This window comes from Pseudoalteromonas sp. PB2-1, from assembly GCF_045040605.1.
Taxonomy (GTDB): Bacteria; Pseudomonadota; Gammaproteobacteria; order Enterobacterales; family Alteromonadaceae; genus Pseudoalteromonas; species Pseudoalteromonas arabiensis.
Map to the genome: position 1 here is coordinate 1,032,402 of NZ_CP090667.1, position 16,673 is coordinate 1,049,074.

General features: G+C 41.3%; 12 protein-coding genes. 11 read left to right on the forward strand and 1 reads right to left on the reverse strand.

Features of this window, described 5'->3' with window-relative positions; all coding sequences use genetic code 11:
- Positions 1-207 precede the first annotated feature (207 nt).
- The 7 genes from L0Z67_RS04825 (at position 208) to L0Z67_RS04855 (ending at position 8,822) form a co-directional block, all read left to right on the forward strand.
- On the forward strand, positions 208-1,068 hold the full coding sequence (locus L0Z67_RS04825) for a TnsA endonuclease N-terminal domain-containing protein (RefSeq protein ID WP_405128503.1): 861 nt from the start codon (positions 208-210) through the stop codon (positions 1,066-1,068).
- On the forward strand, positions 1,058-3,307 hold the full coding sequence (locus tag L0Z67_RS04830) for a transposase (RefSeq protein ID WP_405128504.1): 2,250 nt from the start codon (positions 1,058-1,060) through the stop codon (positions 3,305-3,307). Before L0Z67_RS04825 ends, L0Z67_RS04830 begins: the two co-directional genes overlap by 11 nt.
- Positions 3,300-4,790 carry an ATP-binding protein gene (locus L0Z67_RS04835; protein WP_405128505.1) on the forward strand — a complete coding sequence of 497 codons (1,491 nt, stop codon included), beginning with the start codon at positions 3,300-3,302 and terminating at the stop codon, positions 4,788-4,790. Before L0Z67_RS04830 ends, L0Z67_RS04835 begins: the two co-directional genes overlap by 8 nt.
- On the forward strand, positions 4,790-5,728 hold the full coding sequence (locus L0Z67_RS04840; RefSeq protein ID WP_405128506.1) for a TniQ family protein: 939 nt from the start codon (positions 4,790-4,792) through the stop codon (positions 5,726-5,728). Before L0Z67_RS04835 ends, L0Z67_RS04840 begins: the two co-directional genes overlap by 1 nt.
- On the forward strand, positions 5,691-7,316 hold the full coding sequence (locus tag L0Z67_RS04845; protein WP_405128507.1) for a TnsD family Tn7-like transposition protein: 1,626 nt from the start codon (positions 5,691-5,693) through the stop codon (positions 7,314-7,316). The genes L0Z67_RS04840 and L0Z67_RS04845 overlap by 38 nt, the downstream gene beginning before the upstream one ends.
- A gap of 742 nt (positions 7,317-8,058) precedes the next feature.
- Positions 8,059-8,349, forward strand: coding sequence for a hypothetical protein (locus L0Z67_RS04850; RefSeq protein ID WP_405128508.1), 291 nt, complete (start codon positions 8,059-8,061; stop codon positions 8,347-8,349).
- A 23-nt stretch (positions 8,350-8,372) separates the two neighbouring features.
- Positions 8,373-8,822 carry a hypothetical protein gene (locus L0Z67_RS04855; protein WP_405128509.1) on the forward strand — a complete coding sequence of 150 codons (450 nt, stop codon included), beginning with the start codon at positions 8,373-8,375 and terminating at the stop codon, positions 8,820-8,822.
- A gap of 278 nt (positions 8,823-9,100) precedes the next feature.
- On the opposite strand, the gene L0Z67_RS04860 is transcribed toward L0Z67_RS04855, so the two are convergent.
- A complete protein-coding gene (locus tag L0Z67_RS04860) occupies positions 9,101-9,943 on the reverse strand; it encodes a WYL domain-containing protein (RefSeq protein WP_405128510.1) in 843 nt (280 codons plus the stop codon).
- Between the two features lie 169 nt (positions 9,944-10,112).
- Between L0Z67_RS04860 and L0Z67_RS04865 the strand changes: the two genes are divergently transcribed.
- Genes L0Z67_RS04865 through L0Z67_RS04880 form a run of 4 tightly spaced genes read left to right on the forward strand, consistent with a single transcriptional unit; the run spans position 10,113 to position 16,596 of the window.
- Positions 10,113-10,460, forward strand: coding sequence for a hypothetical protein (locus tag L0Z67_RS04865; RefSeq protein WP_405128511.1), 348 nt, complete (start codon positions 10,113-10,115; stop codon positions 10,458-10,460).
- Entirely contained in the window at positions 10,453-13,956 is a 3,504-nt protein-coding gene (locus L0Z67_RS04870) for a hypothetical protein (protein WP_405128512.1), read from the forward strand. The genes L0Z67_RS04865 and L0Z67_RS04870 overlap by 8 nt, the downstream gene beginning before the upstream one ends.
- A gap of 44 nt (positions 13,957-14,000) precedes the next feature.
- A complete protein-coding gene (locus tag L0Z67_RS04875; protein WP_405128513.1) occupies positions 14,001-15,932 on the forward strand; it encodes a hypothetical protein in 1,932 nt (643 codons plus the stop codon).
- Positions 15,925-16,596, forward strand: coding sequence for a hypothetical protein (locus L0Z67_RS04880; protein ID WP_405128514.1), 672 nt, complete (start codon positions 15,925-15,927; stop codon positions 16,594-16,596). Before L0Z67_RS04875 ends, L0Z67_RS04880 begins: the two co-directional genes overlap by 8 nt.
- The last annotated feature ends 77 nt before the right edge of the window (positions 16,597-16,673 follow it).

Below are 16,673 nucleotides of genomic sequence, written 5' to 3' on the forward strand. Positions count from 1 at the left end.
GGTTATATACATACTATATTTAAATATAAGCGGCTGTTAATAATTGTTTTTCAAGTCTTTGATTTTACAAAAGCTCAAAAATTGACCACTTTAAATTATTAGTGCTTGCTAATAAAAATCTTTAATTATCAGTATATTATGTGTGTTGATGTAATTTGAACGTTCGACTATCTTCCTCTTTTTTTACTATTCAAAGAGGAAATCTAGATGAAAAAAGTTACTCAACCCATCATTACTGATAAAGAGCGAAGTCGTATTGCTCGATATTATGCAAAAGTTAAAAAAGAGGGATATCGCCCTTGGATCACTGTCAGGCAGTCTCACACGATTGGGCAAGGGCAGATCATATACAGTCACAAAACTAAACGCGCTCATCACTTTTTAAGTCGAGGAGAGCTCCAAGCGTTTTTTCACTTTGAGGCAAACAAACGAGTGAAAAATATCTTAGAGCAATTCCCGCTTCCTATTGCAGATACAATGCAAGTGGCTACTGAGCTTAATATCGTGCACCCGTCTTCGTATCAAGAAGCGGTAAATTTCAATGGACACCGTCCCGCGAAAACGATGACGTTGGATTATTTAGTGATTCACTCCGACAAAAGTCGACATGCTTATAATTTCAAATACTCTGATGCGTTAGATAAAAACATTACCAGTCCACAAGCTGTAGCGCGGACAAACGCTAAAGCGGAAATTGAGCGAATCTACTGCTTACAAAATAACATCTCTTGGACTCAGTTAACTGAGAAGTCATTCGATAAATCAGTAACAAGCAATCTGCGTTATTTTCGCGAATGTTATGACTCTCCTGATGATATTGATATTAGTGATGACTTGAAATCAGCTGTGCTTTGTCACTTAACGCTTAATTTCGAAAACTATCCCACAGCTACAGTGCGCAATAATCTTGAACGCACTGCAAATGATATCAATCTGCCACTACATCAAATTCAAAGCGTTTTTCAGATGCTCGCTTATGAGCGTGTGCTGCATTTTGACTGGACGACTGAGATTAATCTAAACCGCCCGTTACCGGTGGTCGCGAAGGAGGTGGACTATGTTTGTTAACCAGATCATCGCTTCAGTAAATCAGAAGCAACCCGAAGTGAATTATCGCATCGTAGCGATAGAAGAAGACAGAATTGCTGTCTCGGATTTGAGTTGTGACAGACCTCGTCGACCATTTACATTGAACATTGAATATTTTATTCAGAAAGAAAAACGTAAAGAGTGGGTGTTATTAGAGTCTAATCTACCGGAAATCCTGTTCAAAGATGACAGCTTTTTCAAACAAAAGCTTTTAGCTAAAAAGCTCAAATTACTTAAGAAAAATGCAGCTAATGATGATGCGTATGATCCTTTGGAGATGCGAGATGCTGCTTGGGCAACGATTGAGCCTTTAGTAGGCGATCCTGAAAAGTTATATCGTTATTTATTCGGGGATCCAACAGGCTTATTGCAAGAGCTGATTGAGCTTTCCCAGCGCAGTAAGAAATATGTCACTAGCATGCTAAATCGCTATTTTCGCGATGGTGGAATAAAAAATGCTTTACTCCCCAACTACTACAACTGTGGTCAAAACTTCTCTCTTCCTGACTCTCCAATATTGAATGAGGACGGGCTGCACGATCTTTCATCCAAACCCGGCCCTGAAACGGTTAACGGCAATGCTTATCGTCATGTCACGCAAAAAGACGTTGAGGATATTGAACAGTTTGCACGTTCACACTTACGCAACAGAAAAGAAGTCGTACTTGAAGACTTATATAAAGACTATATCCATTTTTTCGGCAGCGTATCAATCCGACCAAAAGGTGCAACGATTGAAGAGATGATAGAAGAATTTCGTGTCCCGCTTGGTAACAATCACGTGATTTCGTCGAGAGCATTCAAACGTCAAATTAATAAGATTGTGTCTAAATTGACGTGGTTAAGAAAACGTGTCGGCGAGAAGAACTATACACGAGATCACAAAGCGAGAACGGGAAGTGCCAAACATGGGTTACGAGGTGCCACAAGTCGCTATGAAATTGATAGTACAATATTAGATTCTTATGTGCGCTATGAGTTTTCGAATGAGTTAATGTCGATCGGCAGACCAATTCTTTATTTAGTTATTGATGTAGTGACCGGTATGATCGTTGGCATGCACATTGCTTATCATGGCCCTGACTGGACTGGGGCCTGTCACGCTTTACTCAATGCGTGCTCTGATAAAGTCGAATTTTGTAAGCAGTTTGGAGTTAAAATCAGCTCCGAAGATTGGCCGTGCAGCCATCCTCCTCGCGAATTAACCGCAGACCGTGGTACAGAAAACAGTGATAAAAATATGGAGGCTTTGCTCAAAGGTAAAATTGGCATCGAAGTTGTCAATTTAAATGCCTATCACATGGGGGTCTGCAAAGGCACTGTAGAGAAAAGTTTCGATATTATTCAAAAGAAAGCATTTTCTCCGCTTGAGCACGGTAAAGTCATCAAGATTAATAAATTTGATGAACAACATCCTAGCCGTAACAATGTTTTGACTAGCGATGAGTTAACTCGCGCAATCATTAAGTGTGTTCTTCACGCTAATAATCACTCAACTCGCATTAATAATCGTACATTCGAGATAGAGCGAGATGGTGTGGCATTTGCGCCACGCGATGCTTGGAATTACAGCTTAAGCAACTGCGTCATTACACCTGCACAGTTGCCAAGAGAGCAGCTATTGTTTGGTTTGTTGCCGGAGGCAAAAGTCAGTGTTCGTGGTCAGGGTGTGTATTTCAATGGCTTGTATTATTCGTCTACTGATTTTGAGCGTTTGCCGCTTTTAGAGCATTCTAAAAATTTTGGTCGTCAGTCTATCGCGATTCGTTACTCAGAGAGCTCCACAAATCACATCTGGTACAAAGACGAAGAAACTAAGACAGTATATCAACTTGAGCTTACAGAGCGCAGTGAAGCTTATAAAAACATGGCTTGGGAACAAATACATCATCGTATGGTGATCTTAAAATCTCAGCTTGCTGTCGCAGAAGAGCAATCTCGCATTAGTTCGGTGATTTTAAGATCTGACTTACGCACATTAGAGAGAATAGCTAAAACACGTACTAATCAGCATCAAAAATCGCAGGCCAAAGGGATTGTGTCTGATATCAAAGAGAACCGTAAAACTGAGGCTGATAGACAGCATCATCGGTATCAACAAGATATTGCAAAAAGCATGAAAGGTGCTGTTAAAGATACAGCGCCAAATCACAGCGTCAGTCCTGCCGCAGACATGTTTGGTAACCCCAATGCTGTGGAAGAGGTGACTCATGGCTAAAGCTAACTATATTCGTCACCCCAACCCGATGCATCGGGGCAACCCGCTTGTCGAAGGGTTAGGCTTTCCGCTCGCTAAACAGCAGATTCATACCCAGTGTGGAGTATCATTTGTTGATGGATTAGATTTGACAGGTGTACCCGATGAGCTTCACGGCTATTACACTCGCTCTAGTATTCTTAACTTGTTTAGTTTGCACGTTGTGCAAGATGAGATGGTTGAGATTTATGAAGCGATTCGGCTCGGTATTGAAGTGTCTTACCTAGGGCGCAACCCTCTCAATGATGATTGGCAAGGTATTTTAGCGGCCATTGAAGCCGATAAAGATGCCCCCTTAAAGTCATTAAATATCAGACGTCTAAACTTGCTTGAGAACAGCTATACCTTCTTGATATCCGGTTTGAGCGGGCGCGGTAAGTCCAGCATGGTCAAGCAAGCGCTGGAGCAGATTGAGCAAAAGATTGAACACACTGCTTATCCGATGTCCGGTGATGGCACACAGAAACCATGTCAATTGACGCAGATAACGTATGTATATGTTGAACATCATGATCGAGTCGGTCAGAAAGCGTTTTTAACCGCTATATTAGACGCGATTGATGAAGCTACCGGTGAGCAATATGCGTATAAGCAGCGCAATAGTAGCGTGTATGAACTGATCCAAACGGTGCGTAAAGCGGTTGTTAAGCATCATATCGGCGCGTTAATCATAGATGAAGCACAAAACTTTGCGCCCAGCTCAAGTGATTTCAAGATAGGCACGAATGAAAAAACGTCGATGAAGTTTGTTGAAGAGTTGGTGAACACTCTTGGAGTATCGACAATTTTTGTCGGCACTTTCAGTGCGCTGGAGCTTTTTGCTAAAGAAATGACTATTACACGGCGTACACTTCGTGCCGGTTCGCTCAATTTAGCTAGCTGTGATGTGGAGTCAGGGTTTTGGAAAAACCTTTGTTATGCATTATTCAATTCTGTTCGATTCTCTGCTGCTAGAGACAGTGATGAGGTGCTTCGTTATAAACTGCATGATTTAACAGCTGGAATTCCAGCTATTGCCGTATCGGTAGTTCAAGCAACATTGCGCTTTTTAAGCTATTTTGAAGCTTCTAAGCAGACTCTGACGGCATCCGCGTTAGACCATGTATTCCTCAAGCAGTTTTCGCCGTTATCTGGACCTATTGCAGCATTACATAGCATGCGCAATGGTTCTGATTACAAGGCATATGAAGACTTAAAACCCATGCGTTTACTTGAGATGGTTAATCCTAAAAATGCCCATCATGATGTCGAAAAGCTTAAAGCGGTCGAGGGCAAAGCTAAGCAAATGATGCAGGAATATGAGCGAGATAACGCAAAGCTGCTAAGAGGTAAAGTGCAGGTGATACCTCACAAGCCACCTCGAACGGCGTATGAAGTGGATGCAAGTCAAGAAAGTGACAAGATGTCCCCTGATAACTTTTTATCGATGTTAGGGGAAGACTGATGACTCATTGGCGAACAATATTGCCAGGGGAAGATTGTCAATCTGCCCCGGCTCGCTGGCATTATCTTGAACGCATTACGTGTTTAGTTCCTGATGAACCGTTAATGCGACTTGCTGTACGCAGTGTGTCACCTCACCAAGCTTTTGGCGCATTAGAAAAGGAAGCACTTAATGTCTTGGGTAAGCTTGAAGATAGTGAATTTCATGCTGATCATAGTTTGGTGAATTATTTTCGAGCTTTCTTGCCACAAGATGAATTGGTTTGGGAAATAGCAAAGGAGCCTAACCTCGTTGTAAGAGGAGGAGCGTCAACGCATGTTGCACGCTGGCGTTGGTGCCCGGTGTGCGTGGGTAAAAACGAAGCTCGTTATGGTTTGGCGTACTTTCATCGTAACCATCAGTTGGCTGGCGTATTTTATTGTCACAAGCATGATGAAGCATTAATTGATAGTTGTCAGGCATGTGGTTGGCGACAGCATCGATTAAATGAACAAGCATTTCCTCCCAAAGGAAATACCTGTCCTGATTGCGGAGCCTGGCTTGAAGCTGATTCTATCGCGATGACAGATACAATGAAACGAATTGAAGCGGCGAGTCTACGGCTAGCTCATAGTCCTATTATGCGTGATAATCGGTTAGCATTAGTCAAGCGTGTTCGGGAGTTGGCTGAGGTATCGACACTTGAGCGAAACAGTGTGGCAGAGCGGCGATTGTTGGGGGTATGGCAAAAACGCTTCTTGTCATACTTTAGTGAGTACGAGCTCAGCGCTTGGTTTCGTAATCTTAAACTGCACAGAGGGGTTTTATGTCACCCAATGATGCTAAGTCCGCACTTAACGCAAATAAGTTCAGTAGCCGCGCATCCACACCCGTTGGTGTATTTGCTTTTAGAAGACTTTCTTGCAGTATCGCCCTCTGAGCTGGCAACAGATGGATAAGCTCAGGCTGTTACCCGGTGAATGTGGGTATAGCTTGGCAGCTAGAGCCCATTTACTGTCTCCCTACGGTTCGTGGAAAGTAACGAACCAAACGTTATTCGGACGCGAATCTGTCCGTATCAATGCCCTGTTACCGGGGCATTTATCATCACTGGCGCTATTGGCGGACAGCACCGTTGAGCACCTTCGCCTTGAAGCATCCGCCCATCCTCTCGTCGCTTTTGGATTGAGCGATAAAGAAAAGCGACTCGCCTTGGCAAACAGTGAAGTGCAAAACAATGCATCAACAGTCTACGAGCAAGCCAGAATGGCTGCTAGCAAGTTGAGCTTTGGCAATGTGTTGAAGTGCTGCTGTGCTTGTATGGGAGAAGATAAAGCGCGGTATGGGCTGGCGTATTGGCACACCATGCATCAACTTCATGGGGTTTCTGTCTGTCCTGTGCATGCGAGAGTGCTGTCTACCGTTGAAGCCGGTGAAGGGGCGCTAAACCATGCTTACGAATTGCCCTTTGTAGACAATACGCTCAATCTTGAAGTCGAGTCCAATGCGCTCAAGTTAAGTCGCTATATTGCCGAATTACATGCGTTATTAAGCCAATTTACCCCACTAGGAAGTATGTCCGAGCGGTACATTGCGTGGTTAGATGCGAAAGGTTTTATCACTGCTGGTGGGCGAATACGCTGGAAACAGCTAAAAAAAGAATTACAGCGTACTTGGCTCACTCTTTTTGATGTTCAAGGTAAAGTGCTGCCTCCAGAGCTGTCTACATTTCATTTTGTTCCCCGGTTAGTGCATCAAGATGCACCAACTCATTATATTCGTCACGTATTATTAATGGCGTACCTGACTGATTCCCCTGAGCAGTTCTTTGCAGGGCAGAAAAGTAAATCGGTATCTATATCGCCTCAGAAAACGCATACAGTGCCCGAAGAGCGCAAGGTGCTTCAACTGCTCAAGCAACACTGTTCACTTCGTCAGTGTGCCGCACAGCTAAAATGCAGCGTAGGTTATGTGAAAGGAGTAGCTCTTCGACACCAAGTTACGATTGAGAGACGCCGAAAGTACATTACATCTGAAATGGAGCGCTGTATTTGGCGTAAAGCCTTTGTAGGGCAGCATCGGCAGGACATTGCGCAGCAGCTTGGATTGTCAGTTGGAGCCGTAGAGCAAATTATTCAGTCGCATGCAGGTTTATCCGCATGGCGTCATCATCTACTGATGCAGCAGCGGAAACTAAGCAATCGAACATCGTTGATAAACTTTATGAAGCGGTTTCCTGATGCATCACGCAATGTGATTAAGCACCATTGTAATGCGTATATGTGGCTCTATAAACACGACAAAGCTTGGTTATACGCTCAGCTTCCTGAAGCGAAGTCACCAGGTAAGCGTCAAGGCATAAACTGGGCTGGACGAGACTTGGTGTTGTGTGAGCAGCTTGAAGCGCTGCAAGGTAAGTTTACTTCATTGTCTGCAATCGATAGAGCAGTAGGTGGTCACAGTTGGCTAATGCGCTATCGTGACAAGGTGCCATTGGCTTTTAGGATGGCTCAGCAGATGTTGGTTTGCGGGACTTTTAAAGAGTAATTTTTTAAAATTGGTAGACAGTTATTTATTGTTATCAATTAATCTTGTTATTCCGCAACTGCGTTGCGAAGAAAGCCACTTTAATAAGACACAAGCAACTCAAACAGCTAATTAATGGGTTTGAGTTGCCTATCTCTCACCAAAAGACATGTTTTATTGTCTCCAAATAAGAGACTAATGATTTCAAAAAAAATTGCAAGCATGAATTTGCTAAGTCATTGATTTAGGCTGTTTGTTTGCTTGTTTTGTAACCAAAATGGTAGAAAAAGTGCTTGACAGGAAAACTGTGAATTTTGGTAATTGGTTTACAAATCAATGTATTATATGAATCCTGTTGCATGTGTTTTCTGTTTGTAGAGTATTCGCTTCTTCGGTTTTTAAGAGTGACATTGGAAATACAGAAAACTATCAAAAATGGACTGTTCGCAGCTAATTTCCTCTCAACCTATCAAAAAGGGGGGATAGCTCATAATGCGTGGTTATGTTTAATAGGTTTTCTCCTCTGATTTTACTGCTATTCAAGTCTGTTAAGGGGGTATTGTATAGGCTTGAACCAATTAGGTTGCGATAGCGTCGTTTTTTGAGTGTTTAATCGTTTTACTGCTTGTTCGTAAAAAGTCATTTAACAATTTTTTTGCGAAATTTTAGTGACACTTCCGAGATTTAAGTGACACTTCCGAGATTTTTTCCAGTTTCTGATTCATTCTATATATAAGGTTTTTTATCGCTCTAGGGGGCTCATATGTATGCGACTGCACTTGAACAGCACCTTCGTGAACACTCACCGAATGTACTTATTTACACCCCTTTGCTGGTGGACGATAAGTTTGTGTTCATTATGTGTCGATTGCTTCGGACGCTGTCCGGCATGGTTGAAGACGATGCAGTAGAGGTGCTTCATGTTGAGATATGCCCTGAAACACATATTCCGACTGTACATTTAATGCTTCCGTTTTGGCTCAAAGAACAAGATGTCGCATCATTATTTGATGAAACACAGCGTTTATTCCAAAAAGCGGCTGAGCGAGCCTAGAGTCTGATAGAGGAATTCATAAAATGAATATCTTATTTTTATGTACATCGAATTTAAATCGCAGCAAGACAGCTGAAGACCACTTTGCTGTGAAAGACCCACTACGCGTCTATCGCTCAGCGGGTTTGAGCGAGAAAGAATGCAAGCGAAACAGTACAACATTATGCAGTGAAGAGCTGCTCGAATGGGCTGATGTTGTGTTTGTTATGGAAGACGAACATGTGCGCCGTATCGAGCAATATACTGGTCAGCGCTTCTTAGACAAAGTCATCAACCTCAATATTCCAGATGTTTATCAGTATGGTGAGCCTGCTTTGATAGAACAACTTGAAAAGCGCAGAGATGCAATGCAATTTGAAGAGTTGTTTGCTCGTATTGAATCGCCATCTTCTACTCGTGCGGCACTACGTCTTTTTAATTTTAGCAATGAAGAGCTTGCGGCAACTTTTAAGCCTAGCCCAACTGAAAGCTAATCTTAAAAATTAGTAACTAGTAGCCGAAATTACTCGTCGAAAAGAAGTTTATAAAAAATCTCCCGCTGATATGGTCATCTTCAATGAGTTGGAGCTTACGATTTCTCAATAGTGCTTTTTTACATTATTAATGACATAAACACGACACTACAGTGGAAAAAAGCATTATTGTGTGTCTAGTCATTTGAGTGAAGATCACCCGACGATTTCTAGTAGTGCTCGAACCTTCAAGTTCTGTGTCGATTAATACATTAACTATCAGTAAATCATGTACTTGTTTATTTTTCGTTAAACCCTGGGGCCAGTATTAGGGAATTTAAGTTTTCTAATTCATACCTGTTCAATAAGCAGTATTGAAAGTGAAATGGGTTTAAAATTGAATTGGCTGATGAGTCCACCCCAAGCTCAGCTAAAACAAATCCTGCTAAGGCTTCAGACACAATGAGATTGACAACTGGTTTGTCGAGCAAACCAAGATCGAGTTTTAACGCTTCTGGGTTTGGATGTTTGATGTGGGGTCCAATGGTTAAAGTGACCTTATTTCGCCATTCAATGTCATCAGGTGCTTCTTTATTGAATTCAGCTGCTTTTGCATCATTAAATCGGATTAATTTAAAATTTTTATAAGTATTGTTATCGCTTAAGTCACATGCTCTAACATACCAATTATTTCTGCTTTCAAAGATGGCTGTTGGGAGAATAAGTCGCTCTCGGTTTTTGTAATTTTCTGTTGACGATACGTAGTCAGCTTTCAAGGCTTGCCCAGCATATATAGCCCTACATATTTTGGATACCAAATCTGTATTTAGACTCACATCAATAGAAGCGATTGAGTCTGGTCCTATTGTAGTTAGTAATTTTGTAGGCTCTAAGCGTTGGCCATATGCCATTGCTTTGAGTGCGCTTATACAATTATGAGAAAAGGCGGGGCTGAATTGCGTAGTGGCATCGTATCGCTTCTTTCCAATGTTATATTCGATGTTATCTGCATACGTTTCTCTGTATTGCGTCAGCGTTCTGGTTGCTGTAGCAATAGAAATATCAGCAATTTCCATTAACTCATTTCGATTTACTTTCCCTGTAAACATTAACAAAAAGTCCACGAGTTCAAGTTTATTCACAATGAGATCCTCAATTTGATTCTTAGCATCATTATAAACTGTATAAATACACTCTTGCAAATCAAATGATTCTGTTTAGTATGTGTACAGGGTGCTTCAAGGCATGATAGCGCAGCAAAATAATGCTTTGTGATAACAGACAGCTAAAGAGTTTTCGGTGGGAGGACTTATGAAGTGGACAAATGATAGTAAAGAGCGATTGTATGAAATCGCAAGGTCTTACGACCCTCAGTTGCTCACTTTGGAGGAAGCCATCGAAGAAAACCCAGTTATAGTTAAACTTGCTCAGAGGTTTGGTGATGAGCCAAAGGCTGTATTGTTTATGTTGGCAAAGATGGTTTTTTTTCAAATAAACATAATAGCTAATTTTAAAACAAGGTTGGGTTTTACAAGAGCAGTTGGGGTGATGTTTTATACCTTCTCTATCCAAGCTTTATTCGAAAAGCTGCCTACTAACCTTGTCGAGGAGCTAGAAGCTGAGTTAGTAGTCAGTAAGAGGATATTACTAAATGGATAGCGAACTATATAAAGCATACATCTGTTATGCGGGTCCTGAAGCGGTTAAACAGGAAGATGGTTTCATTGTTTTAGCTGATGCTCAGACTGGTTTAGGCAAAACGTTTCAAGCGTCTGAACTTGAGTTGGAACATTTGATCAGTGACTCGAAGCGTAAGCTCATTTATACCACTAACTTGAGGGTTAACGTGACAGAGGCTTATGAAGAGCTGATTGAAAAAGTTAACGCTAACCCTTCTCTGTCCCCCTCACAGAAAAAACAGTTTCTTAAGAATATTATTCTCATTCCTTCGCAGGAGACATCAATTAAGCAGCTCAGTGAGGATGATTGGCAGGTGCTGCTAGGTGAAGTGGAAGGCAGTCAATATCGAACAGTCAGTTCGCTGAGAGACAGCATTAAAATACTTAGTCAGGCAGCCCAATCGCTGAGCAATCAACAAATAAATGATGACCTCAGTGAGCGTCACAATAAGTTGTTTAAGACACTGCAAACGATATTTAAAGACAAGCTCAATCAAAAAGAATTCTCTAAATCATCTGCAATGTCCCGCGTGCTTGCCAAGCTATTTCCGGCCAGTCGGATCGATGAAGAATCGACACAAGTGCTTTTCATGACGACGGCAAAATTGCTGTACCCGTGGCATGCGTTAAGGAAAAATTATAGGCTCAGTGATGTCCTCAAAAACTCATTGATAATAATTGATGAGTTTGATCGTCAACAAGGAGAGTTTCTAAGCCACTTGCTCAGAGGTGTGAAAGACTTTGATGTTATTTCTTTGGTTAGAAGACTTTATTCAAGCTTTCAAAGTTTCCTCGTGCAAGGTGATGACGAATTCGATGGCGTGGAAGATAGCTTTATTAAGTTCCGTGAACAATTAGCGGAATTTGATGCTAGCTGGCAAGTTACCCTTCGACCTTATATTAACGACAAGACCATACAAGCAGGTGTCGAGAATCAAAACCGTGTTTTTACAATGCTCTCAGACAGAATGTCTTTGCATACCATCAATTTTAAGCACGATGAACTTATGTCTGATATTGATGAGTTCAGAGGTGCTCATGAGATTGGCACTGGAGGAGAAAGAAGTGCCATTACTTTCGTAAACCACGCGAGTCAGGTTGTCCGTGCATTTTGCAATGCGATGCTCGGTGCTACATACAAGCTTTCAAATAATCTTAGAAGCATTGAGGGAAGCAAGCCGCATTCTACAGAAGATCTCATAATCAAAGTGCTGAACCACTTTGGTTTGGCAGAATTGAGAAATGATGTTTTATCTCTGCTGAGTGCGCGGTTAAGCTTTCGGGTGCAAAAAGATTATAGATCGTACAGCTATCACGATACCGGCTTTGAAATTTCCAAAATCAGTAAGTTTAGTGAGTTAGATAATACTGTGACTGCGGCAACGTTTGAACTTGCTCTCACTCCAACGGGGCTTTTAGCAAATTGGGTGTTAGAGGGCGCTAAAATACTGGGTATCAGCGCGACAGCAACTAGCCCAACTGCTATTCACAACTTTGATCTTCCCTATCTTCAAAATGTATTGGGAGACAAGTTTAAGCATCTAAGTGAACTTCAGAAGCAGAGTATCCAACAAGAGTATTTATCCAAACGTCGCTATAAAGAGCAACAAATTCATATCGATGTTCAAGCTGTTTCTGAGCAAGACCTACGTGGTGGTGTTGAACAATTATACAAAGAGTTTCGGGGGGGCTATGTCGATGACCTGATGTTGGAAAGCCAACTTATTCAACTTCTGGATGCTAATTCAAAGTCCATTGCTTTCTCAAAAAATCGAGTTAATAAGCTGATCGCTGCAATCAAGAGATTTGCTATTCACCCGTCCAACCGATACATGTTCTGTATGTTGAACAATAGCTACAGAGGACATGAATTTTTTCGATTCATGGAGTTTGTGGGGAAAAAGTATGGTGTGAGGATATTTGAAAATATCAACGCTGCTTCTTTTAGAAATGAACAATTTAACTCGGTGCTGGGGTTACTTGAAGATACTGATGAAAAGGTGGTTGTCATTACTAACTATCAAGCCACTGGTGCCGGACTCTCGCCCTCATACTCAATAAAGAACAAAAAAGACTTTGTGTATATAGGTCCGGCAGGTAAACCTCCTTTCCAAAATAAAACGGATATCGATTCAATTTACATCGAGCAACCAAAAAGTCTCATTGGCAGTTTTATTTATGATGACCAACCTTTGGATGAAAGAAGCTTTTCCATCAAAAAGAACATACACGACACACTCATGCTTCACGAGAAAGAGGTGTTAGTTGCAAACGATGTAAAACCTATCTTGAGTAAGTTTATTGCAACTAACGTGAAGGGTATGTCAGTAAGTTCGCTGATTGGCATTTACAAAGATACTGATGACTACCGTCACGCTGTATTCAGATTCATTGAGCAAGCGCTAGGTCGTATGTGCAGAACTGAGTGGAAACAGAGAGAAATTAGCATTATGTTCGATGGAGATATTGAGTTTGTTGAGACTCTTGCTTCTGACAATCGTGATTTATCTTATCTCTCCGTTGAATATGCAACCCTCATTTCAAAGGTAAAAAGCGAATGCAAAATAGATGCAACCAAAAAACTGGCGCATTCCTATTCAGCAAAAGCTAGCCGAAATCATGCACATATCCAGAGATTAATAACAGGTGTATATCGTCATCAAAGTCGCGACGCTGTTGGCCAGTATGCGCGGTTGAGGAGATCTGTTTTGGAACAGCCAACAGCATCGCAGATACCAACTGGAGAGTTCAATCGATACTTTATCCAATCAAACACTCTCGGAAGCTATCGTTACCACATCGACTACAAAGATGAAAATGGTGTGACTCAGGTATTTATCAATTCCCAAGATTACGCCACTCAGAAAATTGTTTCAGCTACATCCGCGAGGCTGGACAAACTCATGCTCAATAATGTTGTTAAAAACCACTTTGTAGAAAATGGTTTTGCCACCTCATTTGGCGAGCATGAATACCTAATTGCGCCCGCGATGTTCGATATTTACATGGGCGCTCTCGGTGAGGAAACAGTTTTTGCCATTCTTAATGAATTTGGTTATCAGATTGAGGAAATGCCAGAGGGCACTGTTGAATGGTTTGACGGGTATTTAGAACTTGGTGACAGGGTTTTATTAATTGATGTCAAACATTGGGATGTTGAGAAGTCTTGCCTGCAACGAGATGACACACTAGAAAAGTGCAAAACTAAGCTAGAAAATTTGAAACGAGAAGTACCAGCGGCTTTTGAGGGAAAGCGAGTTCAGGCAATGTATATCAATGTGTCTTATGAAAAGGGAAGCACGATAACCGGTTCGAATTTCTCTAGTGCCAGCGAATTGTTAGTTGAATCGGCGAATTTGCTTCAAGCTGATGTAATTGATGTGCCGGGTATAATTGATATCCATACAGGACAATCCAATATTCCACCGATGGAACAACTGCTGACTTTACTGGAAACAATGAAAGGATTTAATTGATGAGTAAATGCCTAACGACACTTATCGATGTAACGATAAACCATATGGAATTGTCCAATTTGTTCGATCTTTACCAAGTGAGCTTCGGTAGTGGATCAAAGGAACTTAGTTGGGGTAAGAGGTTATCCCAAATTGATAAGCACACTTCGCCACTGGGATTAATTTCTCATGGTGGAAAATATTGGATACTTTTACATAAAGGGACTGACGTACCTCGTAAGCTTCCCGATATTGGATTCGTAAGATCAGAATTCGTAGATTGTGATGACCTGTTGGTAACGAGGTTACTAACCAGAGCTTTAGGGAAATTGTCGGGGGAGCGAGTCTTCTCCGGGCTGGGTGAGACCTATTTTTATCTAGAATCTGATACCTTCAGAAATGAAACTGTTCACAAATGTGTCAGCATTGATATCAAGGAGAGCCTACGTTTTAGCTCTATGTTTGTCGAACTTAAAGGGACGGTGTTTTGCCCAACTGAAATTGTATTCAAGTCACAAGCTTTTATCGAACAATCCACCAAGTTTTCCTTCGATATGACTACAGGTATGTTGAATAGAGACAAGGATGGTGCACTCATCGTCCATAGTCCGGGAAAAGGTAAGTTTACGAGTAACGCAGTAGATATTTCAGGGCAGAAACCTATTTCTCTTCGAAAATCCAGAACAGGGGCTTTGCATCACTATATCGAACTGATGAATAGGGAATTCAGTGGTGCCTTTAATATAAACTTAAAGCAAATGAACGCTGATTGGCGTCAGCACTATGGAAACGCTGAGATTAGAGCTGTATACAATAAGATATACGACGTAGTTAATGCCGCTGGAGGTATCAATGTCGTTAATGCATCTCTTTCTGAAGAAGGCTTCCTAAAACTGAAAGCCGAAGACTGGCCCGTAAAGGTCAATTTTGAATCTTCTGAAAACACTGACGATAAAACTCCAACGCTCGTTGTTCTCGATAGTAGAGAGGAATATGAAGGCGCAGGACTAGAGGATAGAAAGCAGTCATTCTATAGCCCACAAAGTGTCGTTCAAAGTACATACAACAAAACAGTCATTTCAAAAGACAGCAAAGCTTTGCAAGTTCTGATTGATACTTGGGTGAAAGAAATAGCAATTAAGTTGGAGTGCAGTAATAGACAGTTTTTGATCCAAGAGTTTAAAGATAATTATTGGTTTGTTTCAGTTGAGCAAAGATACAAAGCCGATCCTGTTATCTACCACATCCTTAAGTGTAATGATGGTGAGTTCACTTATGAATCAGGAGATGAATATTACTTTGACGATCTGGGAATAGAACTGCCTGAAAAACAGAGGTATTTTGAAAGTATCAATTACGTCATTGATATGAGTTCAAGTGAGCCTCAGGTATGTTCGATTGTTCACGAAGGGATTGCTGCTGTCCCAGATGGGAAAGTGCTTTTTGAGATATTAAATCGGTTAGAAAAGGGAAGCGTTGAATGTATCACGCGACAATATGCCGATAAGTTTTTATCAGCGCATAGTATGTCTGATGACCTGTTGAACTCGCGTCTTAAGTCTCTAATGGACAAGTACCCGTGTAAGCAGGAGTTTTATAAAGATGAATTGAAAAATGAGGGAATTCAGTATCGCTCAAACGCCGAAAAACAATTCTTTGATGGTTACTTTGAAGAAACTGGTATCTTGTTAAATTACTCTTTGAAGGGGCAGCATAACGAGTATTTGGAATCACAAACGGGTCACTTCTATGACGCTGAACATTCTGCATATTTCGTTGGAATTCCCAAAGGTGGTTTTAAATTTAGCCGAGGGCAGTTTAACCACATTCGCTTCTTGGACGGGCCTGAATGCCTCAAACAAAGATGTGTGGAGTTGACAGCAACATATTATGTGAGAAACAAATTGGCTACAGTGCTTCCGTTTCCGTTTAAGTTGTTAAAAGAATTGAGCTTAGGTTTTCGAGAAAACGTAGGAGTAGTGAGCCGAAATGGATAATGAAATATCAACCAAGTCGTCTGATGAGATCATTAGGCATGGTATAACTGAAAAGCAATGGAGGGTTTTGGAGTCGTACCAAAAATATAACTGGCGCATTGCCCTTTTCTGTATCGTAGCTATCTCTTACCTCGTTCTATATCTTTCCTGCGCGAAACTTTTAAGTTTAGGTGGAATACCCAAATGGGTCTCTCATGTAATAGGAATTTATAGTTCTTGTTGTTTGCTATTACTTACCTCTGGAGAGAGGGAATATAGTTCGCTCTTAGAAAAACAACGAAAAATAATTGACTTAGTTTGGACATTTGGAGGAGCTTTACTGTCTCTCACTGGAGGGACGTTATTTGTATTGTTCATAGCGTCTGCCTTCTGGATAGGGATTGTCCCAATTATGGTCGAAGATTTTTCTAAAGGGCATGGTCCAGAGTTGCTAGGTTATGTATTAGTGAGCATAGCTCTTCTTATTGCTATTTATATACAGTTTAATGGTTTTTTAATTAGCTGTTTTAAGATACCTCGAAAAGTTGCAAAAAGCTGGATATTGGCAGCTAGAACTGGAAAAGTGCCACTTGCTGGAGTGGAGTGTACTTTGGCAGCAGTTTTCCCTTTGGGTCACATAATAGTTGTCGGTATGTTATCTGCTCTTATGTCGTTATGGTCTTAGTCAGTCTGAAGCTGAACTTTCCAAAGTTGTTGAATTGCGTCTTTGCAAGAAAGACCAATATTCGGTTAGCGTACTAC

Bases quoted from the DNA above. Each gene is read 5' to 3' on its own strand.
- L0Z67_RS04855 (WP_405128509.1), top strand. From the start codon at position 8,373: ATGAATATCTTATTTTTATGTACATCGAATTTAAATCGCAGCAAGACA.
- L0Z67_RS04865 (WP_405128511.1), top strand. From the start codon at position 10,113: ATGAAGTGGACAAATGATAGTAAAGAGCGATTGTATGAAATCGCAAGG.
- L0Z67_RS04830 (WP_405128504.1), top strand. From the start codon at position 1,058: ATGTTTGTTAACCAGATCATCGCTTCAGTAAATCAGAAGCAACCCGAA.
- L0Z67_RS04875 (WP_405128513.1), top strand. From the start codon at position 14,001: ATGGAATTGTCCAATTTGTTCGATCTTTACCAAGTGAGCTTCGGTAGT.
- L0Z67_RS04825 (WP_405128503.1), top strand. From the start codon at position 208: ATGAAAAAAGTTACTCAACCCATCATTACTGATAAAGAGCGAAGTCGT.
- L0Z67_RS04835 (WP_405128505.1), top strand. From the start codon at position 3,300: ATGGCTAAAGCTAACTATATTCGTCACCCCAACCCGATGCATCGGGGC.
- L0Z67_RS04880 (WP_405128514.1), top strand. From the start codon at position 15,925: ATGGATAATGAAATATCAACCAAGTCGTCTGATGAGATCATTAGGCAT.
- L0Z67_RS04850 (WP_405128508.1), top strand. From the start codon at position 8,059: ATGTATGCGACTGCACTTGAACAGCACCTTCGTGAACACTCACCGAAT.
- L0Z67_RS04870 (WP_405128512.1), top strand. From the start codon at position 10,453: ATGGATAGCGAACTATATAAAGCATACATCTGTTATGCGGGTCCTGAA.
- L0Z67_RS04840 (WP_405128506.1), top strand. From the start codon at position 4,790: ATGACTCATTGGCGAACAATATTGCCAGGGGAAGATTGTCAATCTGCC.